The sequence below is a fragment of the Dactylosporangium sp. NBC_01737 genome, from assembly GCF_035963215.1.
Classification (GTDB): Bacteria; Actinomycetota; Actinomycetes; order Mycobacteriales; family Micromonosporaceae; genus Dactylosporangium.
This window is the reverse complement of sequence record NZ_CP109153.1, coordinates 5,771,244-5,785,305: the sequence shown is the minus strand read 5'-3', so window position 1 is coordinate 5,785,305 and position 14,062 is coordinate 5,771,244. Positions and strand designations below refer to the sequence as shown.

The window sequence follows — 14,062 nt, the reverse complement described above, 5'->3', positions numbered from 1 at the left end:
GCCACCTCAGACGAGCCAGTTGGATGAGCCCGGCACCCGCGGCCAGTGCGCCGTGGGTGGGGCGATCAGGTACGCGATGCCGCCGCTGCCGGAGGCGACGGTGCCGTTCGCGCGGTACCGCTTCGTGCGCAGCCACACCTGTTCGAACTCCGCGCGGCTGTAGACGTTGCGGACCGCGTCGTTCGACGAGGACGCGGGGTCGTTGACGATGACGTCGCCGGTCGCGGTGAAGCCGACGATGACGAACAGGTGCCCGGACGTCGAGTAGTTCGCGCCGGTGAGCTCGGTGGCCAGGAACGACTGGGACGTGATCACCGGGATGCCGGCGGCGATGAACCGTTCGGCCTCGTCCAGGGAGTGCAGCCGGGTCACGATGCCGGTGAGGCCGTAGGTCGCGGCGTACGCGGTGTTGAACGGCCAGTTCCCGGCGCCCTCGTAGGTGTAGTCGTAGGTGCTGCGGGCGGCGTGGTCGACCTGCGGGTCGGCGTAGGACGGGTCGACCCAGGCGAGGTCCTCCGCGCTCGGGTGGTGGCCCCAGTACTCGACGACCATCTCCGTCGACGTCGGCGAGCACCAGGCCTCGCCGCCCCCGTCGTACTCCGGATACTGGCCTTCGTGGATGTTCTGCGAGTAGCGCGGCACCGCCAGCTCGCGGCCCCAGGCGATGTGGCCGGCGCTCGCGGGGACGGTGAAGCGGTCCGGCACCAGCGACGCCATCGCGCCGACCAGATACACGCGGGGCGCGGCGGTGGTGCCGGGTCTGCGGTACAGGGTGACCCGCAGCCGGTAGGACTGCAGCAGCACGCCGGCGGAGGCGTCGTCGACGGAGAACGTGTCGGTCCAGATGGACGACACGCCGTCGCCCTGCCCGTCCACGGAGGAGCGCCGGATGTCCTGGTCACCGCTGGCCCAGCGGCCCATGACGTACCGCGGGGTCGCCCGGCCGTCGGTGTAGGTGCCCTCCAGTTCGACCTGCAGCCAGGTGCCGGCGGGGGTGGCGGCGTTCCACGACGCGACGAGCTCACTGGCGCCGAAGCCGATCCGCTGCACCGGCGAGGTCCAGGTCGCGTACTCCCAGCCGTCGGCGGTGCCCGCGGGCCGGCCGATGGTCAGGTACGGCGTGCGGCCGGGCACCGCGCGGGTGCCCTCCGCGGTGCCGCTGCGCCACTGCGGGTAGGACTGCCAGCGGTGGAAGGTGATCTGCTCGTCGTGGCGGACCGGTCCCGGGTGGGCCACCGCGGGGGCGGCCGGTAGCAGCGACGCGACGGCAAGCACGACGACGGCGACGGATCGTCTCATGACCTCTCCGGAGGTGCGGGCAGGAACGACGGCAGGATCTGCACGTCGTCGAGGTTGACGAACATGACGCGGTGCCCGAACTGGATCTGCGCGTACCTGTTCTGGCCGCGGATGACCGTCCAGTCGCCGGGGCTGGTGCCGGCGAACGTGGTGGCCCGGTAGTACTCGCCCGGCACGACGCCGCCGAGGGTGTACCGCTGGCCTGCGCTGAACGTGTACTGCAGCGGGGTGACCGCCTGGTAGGGCACGCCGGCCGGGTATGCGGACTGCTCGGGGTAGGCCCGCCCGTACACGGGGATGCTGGCCTTGCCGGGCTTGGGGGTGACGACGAGGCCGGTCGACCACTTCGCCGCGGGGCGCGCGGGCGGGTTGAAGAACCAGCCCTTCTGGCCGAGGTACCAGATCGCGGTCCAGTCGCCGCGGCGCTCCGCGACCGCGTAGGTCTGCCCGGCGGCGGCCCGGGCGCCGTGGTCGGCGATCTGCATCGTGGCCGGCTCGCCGCCCGGGTGCAGCCCGAGGTCGGTCAGCAGCGGCGCGTCGGGCGCGGGCGCGGAGCGCAGCAGCACCTGCGACGAGCCGTGCGGCGGGCACGGGTTGTCCGGCGTCCCGGTGCAGCCGGTGTACGGCGGCTGGTTGGTGCCGTAGTCCGGGTCCATCGTGACGAGCCCGGTCCGTGCGGTACCGAACGTGATGAACGGCGCGTGCAGCAGGTCGAAGTAGTGGCCCCAGTCCCAGTAGGGGCCGGGATCCCAGTGCATGCCGCGCACCGTGGAGGGCACGGTGCCGGGGACGTTGTCGTGGCCGATGATGTGCTGGCGGTCCAGCGGGATGGCCAGCCGTGCCGCCAGGTACCGCACCAGTTTCGCCGAGGCGCGGTACATCGCCTCGGTGTACCAGGCGCCCTGCTGCGCGGCGTAGCCCTCGTGCTCGAGGCCGACCGACTTGGCGTTGACGTACCAGTTGCCGGCGTGCCAGGCGACGTCCTTGGTCCGCACGTGCTGGGCGACGTGCCCGTCGGCGGAGCGCAGCGTGTAGTGCCAGCTGACGTACGTCGGGTCCTGCACCAGGTCGAGCGTGGTGGCGTAGTCCGTCTCGGTGTCGTGGATGACGATGTACTCGATCCGCTGCCGCTGCGGCCGGTCGCTCAGGTCGTGGTTGCCGTAGGCGCCGGGGGTGGCGCCGTACTGCTCGTAGGGTGCGGGGATCCACTCGCACGACAGGTCGGCCGGGCACTCCAGGCCGTCGGGGCGCGGCGGCGACCGGCGCAGCCCGAGACGGTCCAATGTGGACGTCACCGGGGCGATGCCGGGCTGCGCGGGCAGGGTCACCGGCTGCCCGTCGTCGGTGGTGCGGGCGGCGCCGTCGCGCAGGGTCGCGTAGACCTCGTCGGCGAAGGCGGCCGCGGCGCCGGTGGTGTCGGCGCCGCTGTACTTCGCGACCGCCCCGTACCAGGCGGCGGGGTCGCTGCCCGCGCCGGCCGGGCCGCCGGCGTCGCGCTGGTAGGCGGCGAGCAGCGCCGCACCGCCGTGGATGTTCGCCGCGGGATCCGTCCGCAGCGTTGCGGCGGGTGTGCCGGTGAGCTCCGCGGCGCGCTGCAGCGTCTGCAGCTGCGGCCCGGTCGCGGTCGCCGCGGCCGCCGGCATCGCTGTCAGGGGCGCGCGTCGTCGCCGCGTGCGTCGGTGCCGGTCTGGTGGTGGGCCGCGGCGGCGAGGGTCGCGGCGTCGGTCAGGTGCATGGGGCCGTAGCCCGCGCCGGTGCTGGGCGCGCCGTGGTTGGTGTCCCAGCGTGACTCCAGGTAGGACACGCCGAGCAGGACGTTCACCGGCACGCCCCAGGCCGCGGAGGCGGCGGCGTACACGGCCTGGCGGGTGTCGGGCCCGGCCGCGGACGCGGCGCCGGCGGGCAGGGTGGCGGCGCTCAGCGCGAGGACCATCGCGGCGCTGAGGGTGGCTGCCGGGGTGAGGGAGCGACGTCGGCGCATCGAACCTCCTGACTGCGGGTGGCTCGGCACAGCGTGACGCACAACAATCTTTGACGTCAATCCCTTGCGGCCAGTTGCTTCGGAGTGTTGGTAACCTTCACATCCCGGTGCCGTTTTGACCGTTTTCGCGGATTTTACGCACGGCGCTGCGCACCGGGGTCGATCCGATAGGTTTTGCAGAGTCGTTACAACCGACCGGTGACGGCGACGGGTTCGTAGATTACCTTCACTCTAACGTCGCCATCCGGCGGTTATCTACACTCGATGCCTTCGATGTGGGAGGTGGGCGCGATGAGCGTGGTGCCGCTGGATGTGCAGCGGACGGGCCAGACCGACCCGCCCGCAGCGGACGGGGGCCCGGGCGGCCCGATCGCCGCCCGGACGCTCGGGCAGGCGGTGTGGCTGCGCCTGCGGCGCGACCGCACCGCCCTGGTCAGCGGCGTCGTATCGGCGCTGCTCATCGTCGTGGCCCTGGCCGCGCCGCTGATCGAGGCGGCCTACGGCATCAGCCCGCAGGACTCCTTCAAGGACGACCTGGACCGCTACGGCATGCCGTACGGCGTGGCCGGCGGCGTCACGACGCAGCACTGGTTCGGCATCGAGCCCGGCCTCGGCCGCGACGTGTTCATCCAGATGGTCTACGGGATGCGCACCTCGCTCGGCATCGCGTTCGCCGCGGCGCTGGTGACCACCACCCTCGGCGTGCTGACCGGCATCGTCTCCGGCTACCTCGGCGGCTGGGTCGACGCGGTCATCAACTGGATCACCGACGTCGCCCTCGCCCTGCCGTTCCTGATCTTCACCCTCGCCCTGATCCGCCCCCTGGAGCTGGCCTTTTACGGGCCGCGGGAGGCGGTGCCGGGCTGGTTCCGGGTCATCGTGCTGATCGGGCTGTTCGCCGCGTTCGGCTGGACGGCCACCGCCCGCCTGGTCCGCGGGCAGGTGCTGTCGCTGCGCGAACGTGAGTTCGTCGAGGCCGCCCGGGCCACCGGCGCCCGCACCGCGCGGATCCTGTTCAAGGAGCTGCTGCCCAACCTGTGGGCGCCGATCATCGTGGTGTTCTCGCTGTCGATCCCGGCGTATATCACCAGCGAGGCGGCGCTGTCCTTCCTCGGCATCGGCATGCTGGAGCCGACCCCGGACTTCGGCCGCACCATCTTCCGCAGCCTCAACTACCTGCAGACCGACCCGGCGTACGTGTGCTTCCCGGGCATCACGATCTTCGTGCTGGTCCTCGCGTTCAACCTGTTCGGCGACGCGGTCCGCGACGCGCTCGACCCCCGTTCAGCCCCCAGATCGGCGCGGTAGCCGTGCTCAACTTCCTGCTCCGGCGGATTCTCCTGGCGATCCTCACGCTGTTCGCGGTGAGCGTCCTGACGTTCCTGATGTTCTTCGCCCTCCCCCGCGACCCGGCGACCGCGATGTGCCCGAAGAACTGCGACGCGGCCCGCCTCGAACGGGTCCGCGCCGAGCTCGGTCTCAACGACCCCAAGCACGTGCAGTACCTGCACTACGTCCAGGGCATCTTCGCCGGCCGGGACCTCGGCGCCTCCCAGGGCGGGCACTGCGACGCGCCGTGCCTGGGCTGGTCCTACGTCAACGGCGAACCGGTGACCGAGACCTTCGCCCGGGTCATCCCGGTGACGCTGAGCATCGTCGTGCCCGCCTCGTTGCTGTGGCTCGCCGTCGGCATCGGCCTGGGCATGCTCTCCGCGCTGCGCCTCGGCACCGTCTTCGACCGCCTCGCCATCGGCATGTCGCTGACCGGGGCCTCGCTGCAGCTGTACTTCGTCGGCGGCGTCCTGCTGCTCGTCTTCGTCTACACGCTCAAGGTCCTGCCCTACCCCCGGTACACCTCCATCCTGGACAACCCGTGGGACTGGGCGACCGCGCTGATCCTGCCGTGGTGCGCCCTGGCGATCCTGTTCTCCGCCGTCTATGCCCGGCTGTCGCGCGCGCAGTTGCTGGAGACGCTGTCCGAGGACTACGTGCGCACCGCCGAGGCCAAGGGGCTGCGGTACCGCACCGTCGTGCGCCGGCACGTGCTGCGCGCCGCCGTCACCCCGCTCGTCACCACCGCCGGCGTCGAGATCGGCGCAGCGCTCGGCGGGACCGTCATCACCGAGACCACCTTCGGCCTGCGGGGTCTCGGACGGACCGCGATCGACGCGGTCAAGGACGGCGACCTGCCCACGATCATGGGCACCGTCCTGCTCGCCGCCGCCTTCATCGTCGTGGCCAACGTGGTCGTCGACGTGCTCTACACCATCATCGACCCCCGGGTCCGGTTGCGGTGAACAGAAAGAGGAGGACGACATGCCACGCAAACCCTTGACAGCGCTGGTGCTGCTGACACTCGTAGCCGGGCTCGGCGCGTGCAGCAACAACAAGCGCACCGACGACGACGCGCAACCCGACGCCAACCGGCAGGCCAGCGGCTCGATCGCCACCGACCCGAAGGACTCGCGCGGGCCGGCGGCGGAGGTCCCCGGCGCGGCCAAGGGCGGCACCGTCACCGTCCTGCGGCAGAGCAAGGTCTCCCACCTCGACCCGCAGCGGGTGTACTCCTTCGTCGGCCTGACCGCCTCGCAGCTGTACGCGCGGCGGCTCACCACGTACAAGGACGACGGCAAGGGCAAGGTCGTCCTCGTCGGCGACCTGGCCGAGACGCCCGGCACCGACGTCAACAAGGACTGCAAGACGTGGGAGTTCAAGATCAAGGAGGGGGTGAAGTTCGAGGACGGCAGCGCGATCACGTCGGCGGAGATCGCCTACGGCATCGCCCGCTCCTTCGACCTGGCGCTGACCGGCGGGCCCACCTACATCCAGGAGTGGCTGGCCGACACGCCCCAGTTCGACACCAAGTTCAACTTCGCCGCGAACAAGACGTCCCTGCCGCCCGGCCTGAGCACCCCCGACCCGCGCACGTTGCGCTTCGCGTTCAACAAGCCGCACTGTGACCTGCCGTTCGCGGTGTCGCTGCCGGCGACCGCGCCGGTGCCGCCGGCCAAGGACACCGGCACCGACTACGACAAGCAGCCCTTCTCCTCCGGCCCGTACAAGCTGGCGAAGAACGAGGCCGGCACGCGGCTCACGTTCGACCGCAACCCGCACTGGGACCCGGCGACCGACGCGATGCGCCACCAGTACCCGGACACGTACGTCTACGAGTTCGGCGCCAACCCGGTCACCCAGACCAACCGCATCATCGCCGACAGCGGGGCCGACGCGACCGCCGTGTCGTTCAACGGCGTCGACTCCTCGCTGGTGTCCAAAGTGGTCGGTGACCCGGCGCTGAAGGCGCGCACGCTGCAGGAGCCGACGCCCAGCGAATACACGCTCACCATCAACAACGACCGGGTCACCGACCTGAAGGTCCGCCAGGCGCTCAACTACGCCATCGACCGCGACGGCATCGTCAAGACCCTCGGCGGCGACACCGTCGCCCGCGCCGTCACCACGCTCATGCCCCCGGCGACGATCGGCTGGAAGAACTACGACGCGTACCCGGCCGGCCGCACCGGCAACCCGGACAAGGCGAAGGAGCTGCTCGGCGGCGCCACGCCCGAGCTGGTCCTCGGGTTCCCCGACGACGCCCGCAACCAGGAGCTCAGCACCCACCTCAAGGGCAACCTGGAGAAGGCCGGCTTCAAGATCACGCTGAAGCCGATCGCGGCGGACACGTTCCTCGACGAGACGAAGAAGAAGGGCAACCCCTGGGACCTGTACATCGGCTCGTGGGGCGCGGACTGGCCCAGCGGCGCCTCGATCCTGCCGGTGCTCTACGACGGCCGGGCGATCAAGGACGGCGGCAGCAACAACGGCGCCTCCTACCTCAACGCGCCCGCGCTCAACGCCGAGTTCGACCGGGTCCTGGCCATGCCCGTCGCCGAGCAGGGCGCCGAGTGGGGCAAGCTCGACGAGAAGATCATGCTGGAGCACGCGCCGGTCGTGCCGCTGTACGTCGACGTCATGTTCACCATCCACGGCTCCAAGGTCGGCGGCATCTTCGTCGACTCCATCTGGGGCAGCGTCGCGGTCACCAACGCATACGTGAAGCAGTGACGCGGGGCCTGCTCTCGGTGTCCCCCGGGTCCTCCTGCACACGCCTGCCGGACGTGGCGCACTACGCGGCCAGCATGATGAAGGTGTCGGTGCTCGTCGCCGTGTACCGGGCGGCGGACGCCGGCACCCTCGACCTGGACGCGCCGGTGCCGGTCGTCAACGACTTCGCGTCGGCGACCGGCACCCGCTTCGCCTGCGACCCCGGCTACGACAACGAACACGACGTGTGGGACCGGCTCGGCGGCGCCGCGCCGGTCCACTGGCTGGCCCGGCGGATGATCGTGCGCTCCAGCAACCTCGCCACCAACCTGCTCCTCGCCGAGGTCGGGCTGCCCGCGGTCGCGGAGGCGTGGCGGGCGGCGGGCGCGACCGGCAGCCACACCGGCCGCGGCATCGAGGACCGGGCCGCCGAAGCGGCCGGGATCACCAACACCGTCACCGCCGCCGACCTCGCCCGGCTGTTCTCCGGCATCGCCGCCGCCACGGTCGCCACCCGCCGCTCCTGCGCCCGGATGCTCGACGTGCTCGCCGCGCAGGAGGACCGCACCGACGTCGCGGCCGGGGTGCCCGACGGGGTCCGGGTCGCGTTCAAGAGCGGCTGGGTCGACGGGGTGCGGCACAGCGCGGGTGTCGTGCTGCCCGGGGACGCACCCCCGTACGCCATCGCCGTCTGCACCACCGGCGTGCCCGACGCGCCGTCGCTCATCGCCCGCATCGCGCGGACCGTCTGGGAGGAGCAGCACCCGTGACCATCAAGGACGTGCGCACGCACCGGGTGTCAGCGCCGTTCCACACCCCGTTCGTCACCGCCCTGCGCAGCGCCACGACCGTCGAGTCGCTGCTGGTCGAGGTCGTCGACGGCGACGGCCGTTGCGGCCTCGGCGAGGCGCCGCAGGTGTGGCAGGTGACCGGCGGCTCGGTGGCCGGCGCCGAGGCATGCGTCCAGCAGCTCCTCGGTCCGCTGCTCACCGGGCGCGACGCCGACGACGTGGCCGGCAACACCCGGCTCGTGCAGCGGGCGGTGCAGCGCAACGAGGGCGCGAAGGCCGCCGTCGACGTCGCCCTGCACGATCTCGCCGCGCGACGGGCCGGCGTCCCGCTGGTGCGGTACCTCGGCGGCGTGGCCACATCGGTGCCGACCGACGTCACCCTCGCCGCGGGCAGCCCGCGGGAGCTCGCCGCCGCCGCGCACGCCCGGGTCGGCGAGGGTTTCCGGGTGCTCAAGGTGAAGGTCGGCAAGCCGGGCGCCGGCGAACGCGACGCCGCCGGGGCGGACCTCGCCCGGGTCCGCGACATCCGGGCCGCCGTCGGCCCCGACGTGCTGCTGCGGCTCGACGCCAACCAGGGCTGGACCCCGCGGCAGGCGGTCCGCGTCATCCGAGGCATCGAGGACGCGGGTCTCGACGTCGAACTCGTCGAGCAGCCGGTCCCCCGCCACGACCTCGACGGGCTCGCCTGGGTCAGCGACCGCGTCGGCGTACCGATCCTCGCCGACGAGGCCGTGTTCGGCGTCCGCGACCTCGTCGAGGTGATCCGCCGGCGGGCCGCCGACCTGGTCAACGTCAAGCTCGCCAAGTGCGGCGGGATCGGCCCGGCGCGCACGCTGCTCGACCTGGCCGCCGCGCACGACATGGGCACCCTCGTCGGCTCGATGATGGAGACCGAGGTCGGGGTCGGTGCGGCGGCGAGTCTCGTGGCGGCCTACGGCACCACGGCCGTGCCGGACCTCGACGCCGCGTGGTGGCTGGCGTCCTCGCCGGTGAAGGGCGGGATCCGGTACGAGCGGGACCGCGTGCACCTGCCCGACGGTCCCGGCCTCGGCGTCACCCTGGAGGGCCGGTGAAGCGGGCCGCCGTCGCGGTGACGGTGGCGACGCTGTGGGCGGCGCCGGACCAGACCCGGCCCAGCGACGCCGCGGCCCTGCGGGACGAACCCGACATCGGGGCGTGGATCGCCGCGATGACACCCGGGGAGCAGATCGACAGCGGCGTGGTCACCCAGCTGCTGCTCGGCGACCGGGTGCTGGTCGACGAGGTACGGCCCGACGGCTGGGCCAGGGTCGTCGCGCCGGGCCAGCCCGCCCCGGGCCTCGACGCCCGCGGCTACCCGGGCTGGATGCGCGCCGCGCAGCTCGCCGAGGTTCCCGGAACCGCCGAGGCGGACGGCGCGGCGCTGGTGGTCGACGCCGTGTCCACCGCCCTGCACGACGCCCCGCCGGGCGGGTCGTGCTGCCCGGCGTCGTGCTCGGCACCCTGCTGACCCCTGCCGCGGCGGCCGGGGCAGCGGACGGCAGCGCGGCCGGCAGCGCGGCCGGAGCGGCAGGCTGCGGGGCGGCGGGCGGTGGTTGGCTGGCGGTGTGCGTGGCCGGGCGGCAGGCGCCGTTGTGGGTGCGCTCCGGCGACCTCGCGCCGGTGCCGGCGGGCCCGCCGAGCGGCGACGAGGCGCTCGCCGTGGCCCGCCGCCTCCACGGCGCCGCGTACGTGTGGGGCGGCCTGTCCACCCTCGGCATCGACTGCTCCGGCCTGATCCATCTGGCGTGGCGCCGGCTCGGCGTGCGCCTGCCCCGCGACGCCCACGACCAGTCCGCCGCGACGACCCCCGTGCCCCGAGGCGGCGAGCGCCCCGGCGACCTGTACTTCTTCGCCCGCCCCGGTGCGCGCCCCCACCACGTCGGCATCGTCGTCACCCCGGCCGCCGGCACCACGCCGGGCCGGATGCTGCACGCGTCGCAGGCACAGCACCGGGTCGTCGAGGAGCCCATGCCGCCGGAGCGGGCCGCGACCCTCGTCGGCGTCCGCCGCCCCTGACCGCCGGGCAGCGGCCGCCCGCGCGGTGATCTCCAGTGCCTGGTCATGCGTTGCGTCGCCCTGCTCGCCGCCGCCGTCATACTGCTCGCCGCTCAGCGGTGCTGCCGGGCCATCCACTGCCAGATGTGGGTACCGTCGATGCTCGGGTCGTTGCGGGCGACGTAGATCCACGACCAGTGGCCCGGGAACTGGTAGCCGTCCCGGACGACGTGGTCGTAGAGCGTCATCAGCGAGCCGGGGATCAGGTCGTGGGCGTGGATCGTGTTGGGCGCCGGCGGGACCGTGGTGTCGTCGAGCGAGGCGACGAGCCAGGTCGGCGTGGCGATGGCCGCCAGCTCCGCGTCGCTGACCACCGGCGGGCGCCCGCCTGGGACGCGACCACGCCGCAGATCGGCACCGACGCGGCGAACAGGTCGGGGTCGATCGCGGTCATCTTCAGGCTCATGTACCCGCCGTTGCTGCACCCGGCGACGAGGATGCGGTCACGGTCGATCGGGTGCCTGCGCACGAGGCCGCCGATGATCTCACGGATGAGCGGTGCGAAGCCGGGGCCGTCGTCGAGCCAGCGCGACGTGCTCTGCGGGCCCGCCGCCGGCGGAGGCCGCGGCGACGCCGGGCAGGGACAGCCCGGCGACGGTGCCCGCCCCCGCGGCGAGCACGGTGCGACGGCTGATGTGCGTGGCCATGACAACTCCTCAAATAGGTGGAGTTCTATGCAATGCGCTCAAGCCGGTCTACCACGGCGGCATCGCCGCACGGAAGGGCCAGGCAAGATCGATCGACGTCGACCTCCGGTCAGGCGCGCGGCGCGGTCCAGTGCCGGAGCATGGCGACCACGCGGAACGCGAAGACCAGCACTGCCGCACCCACCGCGAACGCCGCGACGGGCATGCCTGTCCGGTCCGCCACGGCGATGACCGTGGCACCGGCCGCCGCCGGGATCGCGTACAGGTCGGTGTCGACCTGGACGAGGGCCGGCGTCTCGCGGGCGGTGATGTCGCGCAGGACGCCGCCGCCGAGCGCGGTGGGCATCGCCAGCACGACCATGCCCACGACGTCGAAGCCCTTGTGCACGGCCATCAGCGCGCCGAACGTGGCGAGCACGTACAGCCCGGTCAGCTCCAGGACGTCCACGACCGTGCCCACCGACATCCCAACAGTGTCGGGGCTCAGCGGCCGGACTGCAGGTTCTCCACGACGGCGCGGTGGGCGCCGGGGTCGACGGAGAACGAGCCGTAGTACGGGAAGTTCATCTCGATGACGAGGAAGAGGTTGGTGGCGATGACCGCGGCGGCGAGGCCGAGCAGCATCCGCCGCACGACGGGGTCGTCGAGGCCGAAGAACGGGCACAGGATCAGCAGCGCACCGGTGGCCATGAGCACGCCCAGCCACATCACGGGCGACATCTGGCGCTCCTCGGCCTCGGACTTGGCCTGCTGGCGGTACTGCTCGGCCCGGCCGACGGTCCCCATCGCCTGCTGGACGAACGCGCGCTGGGCCTCGGTCTCGGGGCGCAGCGCGGCGACGAGCGCCGCCAGCCGGTCCAGGTCGGCGATGCGGCGGTCGTCGGGGCTGGTGCCGAGGTGGGTGTCCCAGCCGTCGATGATGTCCTGCTCGTACCGGATGATCTCGGCGACGACCGAGCGCTGCACGTCGGCGCCGAAGACGGCACTGCCGGCGACCAGCGGGGTGAGGCTCACCGCCTCGCTGCGCACGGTGTCCTGGGCGTCCTTGTAGCCCTCCCACAGCGACACCACGCACAACCCGATCACGATCGCGTAGGCGACGCCGACGGTGGCCACGATGACGCCGGTGACGTCGTTGTGCCGGCGCAGCCGGTCGTGCGGCAGGCCGCGGTGCATCAGCATGTCGAAGGCGAGAGTGACGGCGGGCAGCCCGGCGACGACGACGAGGCCGACGAGCCAGGCGGGGACGTCCCGGACGAGCCACAGTTCCACGTGGTCACACGGTAATCCGCGGAGCACCCCGGGCGACACAGAACGTTGGAATACAATTACGCCGAGTAACGCACGGCTAGGTTGAGCGGCACCGGATGTGTGAGGATCTCAGCAGTCCCGGTCGTCGAGGCGCTGGTCGAGGTTGATCGCGGCGTTGATCAGCGACAGGTGGCTGAACGCCTGGGGGAAGTTGCCGAGCTGCTCGCCGGTGAGGCCGATCTCCTCGGAGTACAGCCCGAGCGGGTTCGCGTACGTCAGCATCTTCTGCAGGACCAGCCGCGCCTCGGTGAGCCGGCCGGCGCGGGCGAGGGCGTCGACGTACCAGAAGGTGCAAATGGAGAACGTGCCCTCGTGGCCGCGCAGCCCGTCGGGTGAGGCGCCCGGGTTGTACCGGTAGACGAGGCTGTCGGACACCAGCTCCCGTTCGATGGTGTCCATCGTTGACAGCCACATCGGGTCGGTCGGGCTGACGAAGCCGGTCAGCGGCATGAGCAGCAGCGCGGCGTCGACGACATCGGAGCCGTAGTGCTGGGTGAAGGTGCCCTTCCGCTCGTTCCAGCCGCGGCTCATGATCTGGCGGTAGACGGCGTCGCGTTCGGTGCGCCACCGGGCCACGTCGGCGGGGCGGCCGGCGGCGTCCGCCAGCCTGATCGCCCGGTCGAGCGCCACCCAGCACTGGAACCGGCCGTAGGTGAAGTCCTGGCGGCCGCCGCGGGTCTCCCAGACACCCTCGTCGGGCTGGTCCCAGTTGTCGCACAGCCAGTCCATCATGCCGGTGACGCCGACCCAGCCCTGGTGGGCGATGCCGAGCCCCTTGCCCTCCGCGGTGTACAGCGCGTCGAGGCCCTCGCCGTAGATGTCCAGCTGCAACTGGTCGGCGGCGTTGTTGCCGATGCGCACCGGGCGGGAGCCGCGCCAGCCCTCGAAGTGCTCGAGGGTCTCCTCGGAGAGATCGGAGGAGCCGTCGACCCGGTACATGATCTTCAACGGGCCGGACGAGGAGCCGGCGCTCTCCACGGTGCGGTCGCGCAGCCACCGGCCGAACGCGGCGGCCTCCTCGGTGTAGCCCAGGCCGAGCAGCGCATGCACGGAGAACGAGCCGTCGCGGATCCAGGTGTACCGGTAGTCCCAGTTGCGTTCCCCGCCGACCTGCTCGGGCAGCCCGGCGGTCGGCGCGGCGACGGGCGCGCCGGTCGGTGCGTAGGTCATCAGCTTGAGGGAGATCGCGGACCGCGCCACCATCTCCCGCCAGCGGCCCCGGTAGGTCGAGGCGTTGACCCAGTCGCGCCAGAACCGGGCGGTCTCCTCGGCCACGTGCTCCAGCTCGCCGAGCGGGATGCGGCGCGGGCGCCCGCCCATCGACTCCAGCTGCATGCCTGCGGTCTCGCCCTCGCGCAGCGTCACCCCGACCCGCAGGTCGTCGCCGTCGCGTTCCACCTCGGGCCGCCGGTTGTCCGGGCCGACCGGGTGGACGGTCAGCTCCATGCTGTCGCAGGAGAAGACCGCGCCCTCGTCGAACAGGTCGAGCTTGTGCGGGGCGCGCCCGTAGTCGAAGCGGGGCCGCACGTCGAGCATGAATCGCATCGTGCCGCGGACCGTGCGCAGCATCCGCACCAGGCGGTGCCGGTCGGTCGGCACACCCTCGGCGACCGGCATGAAGTCGGCGACCTCGCCGACGCCGTCGGGGGTCATGAACCGCGTGATCAGCATGGCGGTGTCCGGCAGGTACAGCTGCCGGCTCACGTAGTGCTCGACGTCCGGCCTGACCCGGCAGTACCCGCCCTGGTCGGCGTCGAGCAGGGACGCGAACACGCTCGGCGAGTCGAAGCGGGGGCAGCAGAACCAGTCCACCGTCCCGTCGCCACTGACGAGCGCGGCGGTCTGCAGGTCGCCGATCAGCCCGTGGTTGCCGATGTCCGGGTAGCGGTCCATGACGGTCCCCCTATGTGGCT

16 protein-coding genes are annotated in these 14,062 nt (G+C 72.3%); 7 read left to right on the top strand and 9 right to left on the bottom strand.

The window, feature by feature from the left end:
• Positions 1-6: 6 nt before the first annotated feature.
• The 3 genes from OHA72_RS26085 to OHA72_RS26075 are packed head-to-tail and all read right to left on the bottom strand — an operon-like array spanning position 7 to position 3,280.
• Positions 7-1,299, bottom strand: a complete 1,293-nt coding sequence (locus OHA72_RS26085; RefSeq protein WP_327010419.1) for a C39 family peptidase — start codon at positions 1,297-1,299, stop codon at positions 7-9.
• Positions 1,296-2,942 (bottom strand): N-acetylmuramoyl-L-alanine amidase, encoded by a 1,647-nt coding sequence (locus tag OHA72_RS26080; protein WP_327010418.1) that lies wholly within the window; start codon positions 2,940-2,942, stop codon positions 1,296-1,298. Before OHA72_RS26080 ends, OHA72_RS26085 begins: the two co-directional genes overlap by 4 nt.
• 5 nt (positions 2,943-2,947) lie before the next feature.
• A complete protein-coding gene (locus OHA72_RS26075) occupies positions 2,948-3,280 on the bottom strand; it encodes a hypothetical protein (RefSeq protein ID WP_327010417.1) in 333 nt (110 codons plus the stop codon).
• A gap of 291 nt (positions 3,281-3,571) precedes the next feature.
• Between OHA72_RS26075 and OHA72_RS26070 the strand changes: the two genes are divergently transcribed.
• Genes OHA72_RS26070 through OHA72_RS26040 form a run of 7 tightly spaced genes read left to right on the top strand, consistent with a single transcriptional unit; the run spans position 3,572 to position 10,152 of the window.
• On the top strand, positions 3,572-4,588 hold the full coding sequence (locus OHA72_RS26070) for an ABC transporter permease (protein WP_327010416.1): 1,017 nt from the start codon (positions 3,572-3,574) through the stop codon (positions 4,586-4,588).
• 2 nt (positions 4,589-4,590) lie between these two features.
• Positions 4,591-5,577, top strand: coding sequence for an ABC transporter permease (locus OHA72_RS26065; protein ID WP_327010415.1), 987 nt, complete (start codon positions 4,591-4,593; stop codon positions 5,575-5,577).
• Positions 5,578-5,596: 19 nt separating this feature from the next.
• On the top strand, positions 5,597-7,345 hold the full coding sequence (locus OHA72_RS26060) for an ABC transporter substrate-binding protein (protein WP_327010414.1): 1,749 nt from the start codon (positions 5,597-5,599) through the stop codon (positions 7,343-7,345).
• Positions 7,342-8,094: a serine hydrolase gene (locus tag OHA72_RS26055; RefSeq protein WP_442788676.1), complete on the top strand. Its 753-nt coding sequence runs from the start codon at positions 7,342-7,344 to the stop codon at positions 8,092-8,094. Before OHA72_RS26060 ends, OHA72_RS26055 begins: the two co-directional genes overlap by 4 nt.
• Positions 8,091-9,188, top strand: coding sequence for a mandelate racemase/muconate lactonizing enzyme family protein (locus OHA72_RS26050; RefSeq protein ID WP_327010413.1), 1,098 nt, complete (start codon positions 8,091-8,093; stop codon positions 9,186-9,188). Before OHA72_RS26055 ends, OHA72_RS26050 begins: the two co-directional genes overlap by 4 nt.
• Positions 9,185-9,604, top strand: coding sequence for a hypothetical protein (locus OHA72_RS26045; RefSeq protein ID WP_327010412.1), 420 nt, complete (start codon positions 9,185-9,187; stop codon positions 9,602-9,604). The genes OHA72_RS26050 and OHA72_RS26045 overlap by 4 nt, the downstream gene beginning before the upstream one ends.
• Positions 9,571-10,152, top strand: a complete 582-nt coding sequence (locus tag OHA72_RS26040; protein WP_327010411.1) for a C40 family peptidase — start codon at positions 9,571-9,573, stop codon at positions 10,150-10,152. The genes OHA72_RS26045 and OHA72_RS26040 overlap by 34 nt, the downstream gene beginning before the upstream one ends.
• A 92-nt stretch (positions 10,153-10,244) precedes the next feature.
• On the opposite strand, the gene OHA72_RS26035 is transcribed toward OHA72_RS26040, so the two are convergent.
• From OHA72_RS26035 to OHA72_RS26010, 6 genes are all read right to left on the bottom strand, one after another.
• Positions 10,245-10,505, bottom strand: coding sequence for a hypothetical protein (locus tag OHA72_RS26035; protein ID WP_327011997.1), 261 nt, complete (start codon positions 10,503-10,505; stop codon positions 10,245-10,247).
• Positions 10,394-10,660, bottom strand: a complete 267-nt coding sequence (locus OHA72_RS26030; RefSeq protein ID WP_327010410.1) for a prolyl oligopeptidase family serine peptidase — start codon at positions 10,658-10,660, stop codon at positions 10,394-10,396. Before OHA72_RS26030 ends, OHA72_RS26035 begins: the two co-directional genes overlap by 112 nt.
• Positions 10,661-10,676: 16 nt before the next feature.
• Complete coding sequence (locus OHA72_RS26025; protein WP_327010409.1) at positions 10,677-10,838, bottom strand: hypothetical protein; 162 nt, start codon at positions 10,836-10,838, stop codon at positions 10,677-10,679.
• 109 nt (positions 10,839-10,947) lie between these two features.
• Complete coding sequence (locus OHA72_RS26020; RefSeq protein WP_327010408.1) at positions 10,948-11,304, bottom strand: trimeric intracellular cation channel family protein; 357 nt, start codon at positions 11,302-11,304, stop codon at positions 10,948-10,950.
• Between the two features lie 17 nt (positions 11,305-11,321).
• Complete coding sequence (locus OHA72_RS26015) at positions 11,322-12,110, bottom strand: bestrophin-like domain (protein ID WP_327010407.1); 789 nt, start codon at positions 12,108-12,110, stop codon at positions 11,322-11,324.
• 108 nt (positions 12,111-12,218) lie between these two features.
• Positions 12,219-14,042, bottom strand: coding sequence for a glycoside hydrolase family 15 protein (locus OHA72_RS26010; protein ID WP_327010406.1), 1,824 nt, complete (start codon positions 14,040-14,042; stop codon positions 12,219-12,221).
• Positions 14,043-14,062 lie beyond the last annotated feature (20 nt).

What these genes read in the sequence shown, in the direction of transcription:
- OHA72_RS26085 (WP_327010419.1), bottom strand. Translation starts at nt 1,299, where the DNA reads ATGAGACGATCCGTCGCCGTCGTCGTGCTTGCCGTCGCGTCGCTGCTA.
- OHA72_RS26080 (WP_327010418.1), bottom strand. Translation starts at nt 2,942, where the DNA reads ATGCCGGCGGCCGCGGCGACCGCGACCGGGCCGCAGCTGCAGACGCTG.
- OHA72_RS26075 (WP_327010417.1), bottom strand. Translation starts at nt 3,280, where the DNA reads ATGCGCCGACGTCGCTCCCTCACCCCGGCAGCCACCCTCAGCGCCGCG.
- OHA72_RS26070 (WP_327010416.1), top strand. Translation starts at nt 3,572, where the DNA reads ATGAGCGTGGTGCCGCTGGATGTGCAGCGGACGGGCCAGACCGACCCG.
- OHA72_RS26060 (WP_327010414.1), top strand. Translation starts at nt 5,597, where the DNA reads ATGCCACGCAAACCCTTGACAGCGCTGGTGCTGCTGACACTCGTAGCC.
- OHA72_RS26025 (WP_327010409.1), bottom strand. Translation starts at nt 10,838, where the DNA reads ATGGCCACGCACATCAGCCGTCGCACCGTGCTCGCCGCGGGGGCGGGC.
- OHA72_RS26020 (WP_327010408.1), bottom strand. Translation starts at nt 11,304, where the DNA reads ATGTCGGTGGGCACGGTCGTGGACGTCCTGGAGCTGACCGGGCTGTAC.
- OHA72_RS26010 (WP_327010406.1), bottom strand. Translation starts at nt 14,042, where the DNA reads ATGGACCGCTACCCGGACATCGGCAACCACGGGCTGATCGGCGACCTG.